Here is a 6,248-nt window from a genome sequence, read left to right on the forward strand (position 1 = left end):
GTACTCCCTCCCCGCGTACAACAACGTGGACCCCAACCCCCTCATGGCGCCGTTCTTCATTTTGTTCTACGGCATCATGATGGCGGACATGGGCTACGGCATTTTGATGTTCCTGGCGGGCACCGTCATCTCGAAGAAATTCCGGCCCAAGGGCACCATGGGCCACATGATGGGCCTTTTGCAGCTGTGCGGCGTCTCTACCTTCTTCTGGGGCGCGCTGACCGGCGGCTTCTTCGGAGACTTCCTCACCCAGGTGGTGAAGCTCACCACCGGAGGGGACTTCGCCCTCCCGGCCCTGTTCACCCCCCTGAACGACACGCTGATGATTCTTGTGGGCGCCATGGCCCTGGGAATGGTCCAGATCGTCACCGGCATGGCGGTCAGCTTCATCCGCAAGCTGAAAGCCGGGCAGGTGCTGGACGCCGTTTTCGAGGAGGTCACATGGTGGATCGTCTTCATCGGCATCGGACTGATGGCGGCGGGGGTGACGAACCTGGTGCTCTACGCGGGCCTGGCCCTGATCGTCATCGGGCCCCTGGTCACCGGCCAGGGCTTCGGCAAGATCATGGGCATCTTCGGCTCCCTCTACAACCATGTGACGGGCTACTTCGGCGACATCCTCTCTTACGCCCGTCTCATGGCCCTGATGCTGGCGGGCAGCGTCATTGCCCAGGTGTTCAACACCCTGGGCGCGATTCCCGGCAACATCCTCATTTTCCTTGTGATCTCCCTGGCGGGCAACGCGCTGAACTTCGCGCTGAACCTGCTGGGCTGCTACGTCCATGACCTGCGTCTCCAGTGCCTGGAGTACTTCGGGAAGTTCTATGAGGACGGCGGCAAGCCCTTCCGGCCCCTGGCCATGGAGACCAAATACGTGGACATTACAAAGTAAATTTATTTTAGGAGGAACAACATTATGGTGGATATGGAACTCATTCAGGCGATCGAGCAGAACGCGGCGGCACAATCCTTCCTGGGCGCTTTCGGCGGCCTGGCCCTGGCTCTTCTGGGCGCGGGCCTGGCGGCGGTTCTCCCCGGCATCGGCTCCGCCAAGGGCACCGGCATCGCCGGCGAGGCGGGCACCGGCCTCCTCTGCCAGGTCCCCAGCAAGTTCGGTAAGGTCATGATTCTCCAGGTTATCCCCGGCACCCAGGGCCTGTACGGCCTGGTGGTTTGGTTCTTCGCCATCTTCTCCATGGGCCTGCTGGGCGGCGACGCCAGCGGCATGACGGTGGCCCAGGGCCTCCAGTACTTCTGCGCGTGCCTTCCCATGGCTCTCGGCGGCCTGTTCTCCGCCATCGCCCAGGGCCGCGTGGCCGCCGGCTCCATCAACATCCTGGCCAAGAAGCCCGACGACTGGNCCAAGGGCATGGTGCTCTGCATCACCGTGGAGTTCTACGCCATCTTGTCTCTGCTGGCTTCCATGCTGATGATCATCAACATTTCTTGATCGCCCCGCGGAAAGGGGATTGAACCATGAACGGAATTGAAAGAATCACCCAGCGCATCGGCGCCGAGGCCCAGGCGGAGATCGACCGCGTTCTGGGCGAGGCCCGGGCCGAGGCGGAGAAGATCGCCGCCAGGTACAAGGCCCNGGCGNACNCCGAGGCGGCGGACCTGGACGNCAAGAACAAAAANGCCGCCGCGGAGCGGGAAGAGCGCCTGGCCGGCACCGCCCAGATGGAGGCCCGGAAGGCCGCCCTGGCCACCAAGCAGGAGATGGTGGAAAAGGCCTATGGCCTGGCCCTCCAAAAGCTCTGCTCCCTGCCCGAGGAGAAGTATGCCGCCGTGCTGGCGGAGCTGCTGATTCAGGCGTCCTCCACCGGAAAGGAGGAGGTCATCTTCTCCGACAAGGACCGCCGCAAGGTGGGCAAGGCCGCCGTGGAAAAGGCCAACAAGGACGGGGGCAAAAAGCTGACCCTCTCCGGGGAGACCCGTTCCATTCAGGGCGGCTTCATCCTCCGCTCCGAGAACGTGGAGGTCAACTGCGCGTTCGACACCCTGGTGCGCCTGCAGAAGGCGGAGACCGCGGGAGAAGTGGTGAAGAAGCTGTTCTCATAATGAAGGAGGAAGTGTCTTGGCGAAAAGAATCAAAGACACCGATTACCTGGCGATCTCGGCCCGCATCAAGGCCATGGAGACCGGGCTCCTGACACGGGAACGGATGGAACAGGTCCTGGACGCCCGCACGGACGAGGAAGCCGTCAAGCTCCTCCAGGAGTGCGGATATCCTGAACTGGACGCACGTAACCCCGAGGCCATGGACGCCGCCCTCTCGGCGGCCCGGGAGGCCACCCTCTCCGACGTGCTGGACGGCGCGCCGGACCCCAGGTATATCGACATTTTCAAGCTGAAATACGACTATCACAACATCAAGGCCGTGCTGAAGGCCGCGGCGATGAACGTAAGCCCCGACTCCATGCTGATGGATATGGGCCGCGTCGGCGCGGCGGAGCTGAAGGAGGCCGTCCAGGCCGGACGGCTGGATGAGCTGCCGGAGGGCCTGGCCGCCGCGGCGGCGGAGGCCAAGGACGTGCTGGATTCCACCCGGGACCCCCAGCTTTCCGACATCGTGCTGGACCGCTGGTGCTACCAGGAGATGGCGCGGGTGGCGGAGGAGACGGGCAGCGCCTTTTTGGCGGGCTACGTGAAGATCCAGATTGACGCGGCGAACCTCCGGAGCCTGGTCCGCACCCTGCGGATGGGCAAGAGCGGGGATTTCCTGAAAACCGTGCTTTTGGAGGGCGGCGGCGTCGGCGCGGACGCCGTGGCCGCCGCGGGGAACTCCGGTTCCCTCCAGGAGCTCTACGGCCCCACGCCCCTCCAGGCGGCGGCGGAGGCGGGAGCGGAGGCCCTTCGGGGCGGGCCGCTGACGGCTTTCGAGAAGCTCTGTGACGACGCGGTGGGGGAGTACCTGGCCGGGGCGCAGTTCGTGCCCTTCGGCGAGGCCCCGCTGCTGGGGTATCTGGCGGCCCGGGAGACGGAGTATACCAACATCCGCATCCTGCTGATGGGCCGCGGGGCGGGCCTGCCCGCCGAGGTCATCCGTTCCCGGCTGCGGAACGGGTATGTGTAAGGCGGTGAGGTGACAATATGGCTATGACCTATCAGATTGCCGCCGTAGGCGATTGGGAGTCCGTTATGGGCTTCCGGGCCCTGGGGCTGGACACCTACCCCGTCGCGGACGCGGCGCAGGCCAGGGAGAAAATCAAGGAGCTGGCCAAGGGGAACTGCGCCGTGATTTACCTCACGGAGCAGCTGGCGAAGGATATGGAGGACGTGATTTCCCGCTACAAGGACGAAATCCGCCCGGCCATTATCCTCATCCCCGGCCGCCAGGGGTCCCTGGGCATCGGCAAGAATAACATTCAANGAGCGATTGAGCGCGCGGTCGGCGCGGANATCCTGTAGCCTCTTAAAGAGGGGACTTCGTCCCCCCTTTAAATTCCCCCCACCAGTCTGCGGACTGGTGAGCGCGCCCAAGGCGCGCGAGTCGAGGAATTTTTGTGACGCGCATGTCGTCGCAAAAATGATTCAATTTCCCGCAAATCTATCCTGAAAGAAGGTTTTAGAGTTTGAGCGGCAAAGTTGTTAAAGTTTCCGGGCCGCTGGTGGTCGCCACGGGCCTGTCCAACGCCAACATGAGCGACGTGGTCCGCGTCGGCCCCCAGCGCCTGATCGGCGAGATCCTGACCATGAAGGGCGACGCCGCCTCCATCCAGGTCTATGAGGAAACCTCCGGCCTGGGCCCCGGCGCCGTCGTCGAAACCACCGGCGCGCCCATGAGCGTGGAGCTGGGCCCCGGCATGATCGAGGGCATCTATGACGGCATCCAGCGCCCGCTGGAGAAAATCATGGAGAAGGTCCACGGCAACAATATCACCCGCGGCGTGGAGGTCTCCCCCCTGGACCACGAGAAAAAGTGGGACTTCACCGCCACGGTGAAAGCCGGGGACAAGGTGATTGGCGGCGACGTCATCGGCACCGTCCCCGAGACGGCCGTGGTGCTCCACAAAATCATGGTGCCCCCCAACCTGAAAGGCACCATCAAGTCCGTCCAGAGCGGCAGCTACAAGGTCACGGACACCGTGGCCACCCTCACCACCGAGGACGGCAGGGACGTGCCCCTGACCATGGTCCAGAAGTGGCCCGTGCGTGTGGGCCGTCCCTATGAGAAAAAATACTCCCCCGAGCGTCCCCTGTGCTCCGGCCAGCGGATCATTGACACCATGTTCCCCATCGCCAAGGGCGGCACCGCCGCCGTTCCCGGCCCCTTCGGCTCCGGCAAGACCGTGGTCCAGCACCAGCTGGCCAAGTGGTCCGACGTGGACATCGTGGTCTACATCGGCTGCGGCGAGCGGGGCAACGAGATGACCGACGTTCTGCGGGAGTTCCCCGAGCTGAAGGACCCCCGCACCGGCGAGTCGCTGATGAAGCGGACGGTGCTGATTGCCAACACCTCCGATATGCCCGTGGCGGCCCGTGAGGCTTCCGTCTACACCGGCATTACCATCGCGGAGTACTTCCGGGACATGGGCTATGACGTGGCCGTCATCGCCGACTCCACCTCCCGCTGGGCCGAGGCCCTCCGCGAGATGTCCGGCCGCCTGGAGGAGATGCCCGGCGAAGAGGGCTACCCCGCCTACCTCTCCTCCCGCCTGGCCCAGTTCTACGAGCGGGCGGGCAGCGTGGAGTGCATCGGCTCCGACGAGCGCCGGGGCAGCCTGACCGCCGTGGGCGCCGTGTCGCCTCCGGGCGGCGACCTCTCCGAGCCCGTGTCCCAGGCCACCATGCGCATTGTCAAGGTCTTCTGGGCCCTGGACGCGTCCCTGGCCTATAAGCGCCACTTCCCCGCCATCAACTGGCTGAACTCCTATTCCCTGTATCTGGACACCCTCAAGCCCTGGTTCGACGAGAACTTCGGCGAGGACTTCATGAAGGACCGGAGCAAGGCCATGAGCATCCTCCAGCAGGAGGCCAGCCTGAACGAAATCGTCCAGCTGGTCGGTAAGGACGCCCTGTCCCCCGCCGACCAGCTGACCCTGGAAGTGGCCCGGATGGTCCGGGAGGACTTCCTCCAGCAAAACGCCTTCACCGACATCGACGGCTATTCCAGCTATGACCGCCAGGGCAAGCTCCTGGCGCTGATCCTCCGCTATGAGGCTCTGTGCCGGGACGCCATCGCCAAGGGGGCGGACGTGATGAAGCTCTTTGACATTCCCGTCCGGGAGAAGATCGGCCGGGCCAAGAGCGTCCCCGCCGGCGAGTATGTCAAGGTCTATGAGGAAATCGGGACCGAGATGGAGGCGCAGATCNCCGAGATCGCCGCCCAGGGAGGTGACCAGTAATGATTCGTGAATACAAAACCGTAGAGGAAATCGTCAGCCCGCTGATGATGGTCCGCATGGTGGAGAACGTCACCTACAACGAGCTGGTGGAGGTGGAGCTCCACGACGGCACCACCCGCCGGGGCCAGGTGCTGGAGGTCAACGGCGACACCNCCGTGGTCCAGCTCTTCGAGTCCGCCGCCGGCATCAACATGGCCGACGCCAAGGTCCGCTTCCTGGGCCATCCCCTCCAGCTGGGCGTGTCCGGCGACACGCTGGGCCGGGTCTTCAACGGCATGGGCCGCCCCATTGACGGCGGACCCGACATCCTGCCGGAGGAGTACCGGGATATCGACGGCCTGCCCATGAACCCCGCCGCCCGGGACTACCCCAACGAGTTCATCCAGACCGGCGTGTCTACCATCGACGGCTTGAATACCCTGGTCCGCGGGCAGAAGTTGCCCATCTTCTCCGGCTCCGGCCTGCCCCACGCCAACCTGGCGGCGCAGATCGCCCGGCAGGCCAAGGTGCTGGGAGACGAGAGCGCTAACTTCGCCGTGGTCTTTGCCGCCATCGGCATCACCTTCGAGGAGTCGGAGTTCTTCGTCAACGAGTTCAAGCGCACCGGCGCCATTGACCGTACCGTGCTGTTCTCCAACCTGGCCAACGACCCGGCGGTCGAGCGTATCGCCACGCCCCGTATGGCGCTGACCGCCGCGGAGTACCTGGCCTTTGAGAAAGACATGCACGTCCTGGTCATCATGACCGACATCACCAACTACGCCGAGGCCCTCCGCGAGGTCTCCGCCGCCAAGAAGGAGGTCCCGGGCCGCCGCGGCTTCCCCGGCTACCTCTATACGAACCTGGCGACGCTGTACGAGCGGGCCGGCCGCCAGCTGGGGAAGAAGGGCTCCATTACCC

Annotated in this window: 7 protein-coding genes; all 7 read left to right on the plus strand. The window is 64.5% G+C overall.

Features of this window, described 5'->3' with window-relative positions; all coding sequences use genetic code 11:
* A partial coding sequence (locus JX325_RS11665; protein WP_374220614.1) for a V-type ATP synthase subunit I occupies positions 1-892 on the plus strand: 892 nt, incomplete at its 5' end.
* Between the two features lie 33 nt (positions 893-925).
* Positions 926-1,450 (plus strand): V-type ATP synthase subunit K, encoded by a 525-nt coding sequence (locus tag JX325_RS11670; RefSeq protein WP_204791295.1) that lies wholly within the window; start codon positions 926-928, stop codon positions 1,448-1,450.
* A gap of 26 nt (positions 1,451-1,476) precedes the next feature.
* A complete protein-coding gene (locus tag JX325_RS11675) occupies positions 1,477-2,061 on the plus strand; it encodes a V-type ATP synthase subunit E (protein ID WP_204791290.1) in 585 nt (194 codons plus the stop codon).
* Between the two features lie 16 nt (positions 2,062-2,077).
* Positions 2,078-3,076 carry a V-type ATPase subunit gene (locus JX325_RS11680; protein WP_204791291.1) on the plus strand — a complete coding sequence of 333 codons (999 nt, stop codon included), beginning with the start codon at positions 2,078-2,080 and terminating at the stop codon, positions 3,074-3,076.
* A 17-nt stretch (positions 3,077-3,093) separates the two neighbouring features.
* Positions 3,094-3,411 (plus strand): V-type ATP synthase subunit F, encoded by a 318-nt coding sequence (locus JX325_RS11685; RefSeq protein WP_204791292.1) that lies wholly within the window; start codon positions 3,094-3,096, stop codon positions 3,409-3,411.
* Between the two features lie 164 nt (positions 3,412-3,575).
* Positions 3,576-5,348, plus strand: coding sequence for a V-type ATP synthase subunit A (locus JX325_RS11690; RefSeq protein ID WP_204791293.1), 1,773 nt, complete (start codon positions 3,576-3,578; stop codon positions 5,346-5,348).
* On the plus strand, positions 5,348-6,248 hold a 901-nt coding region (locus JX325_RS11695), incomplete at its 3' end, for a V-type ATP synthase subunit B (RefSeq protein WP_204791294.1). The genes JX325_RS11690 and JX325_RS11695, both read left to right, overlap by 1 nt.

It is taken from the genome of Oscillibacter sp. CU971, from assembly GCF_905219725.1.
Lineage (GTDB): Bacteria > Bacillota > Clostridia > Oscillospirales > Oscillospiraceae > Oscillibacter.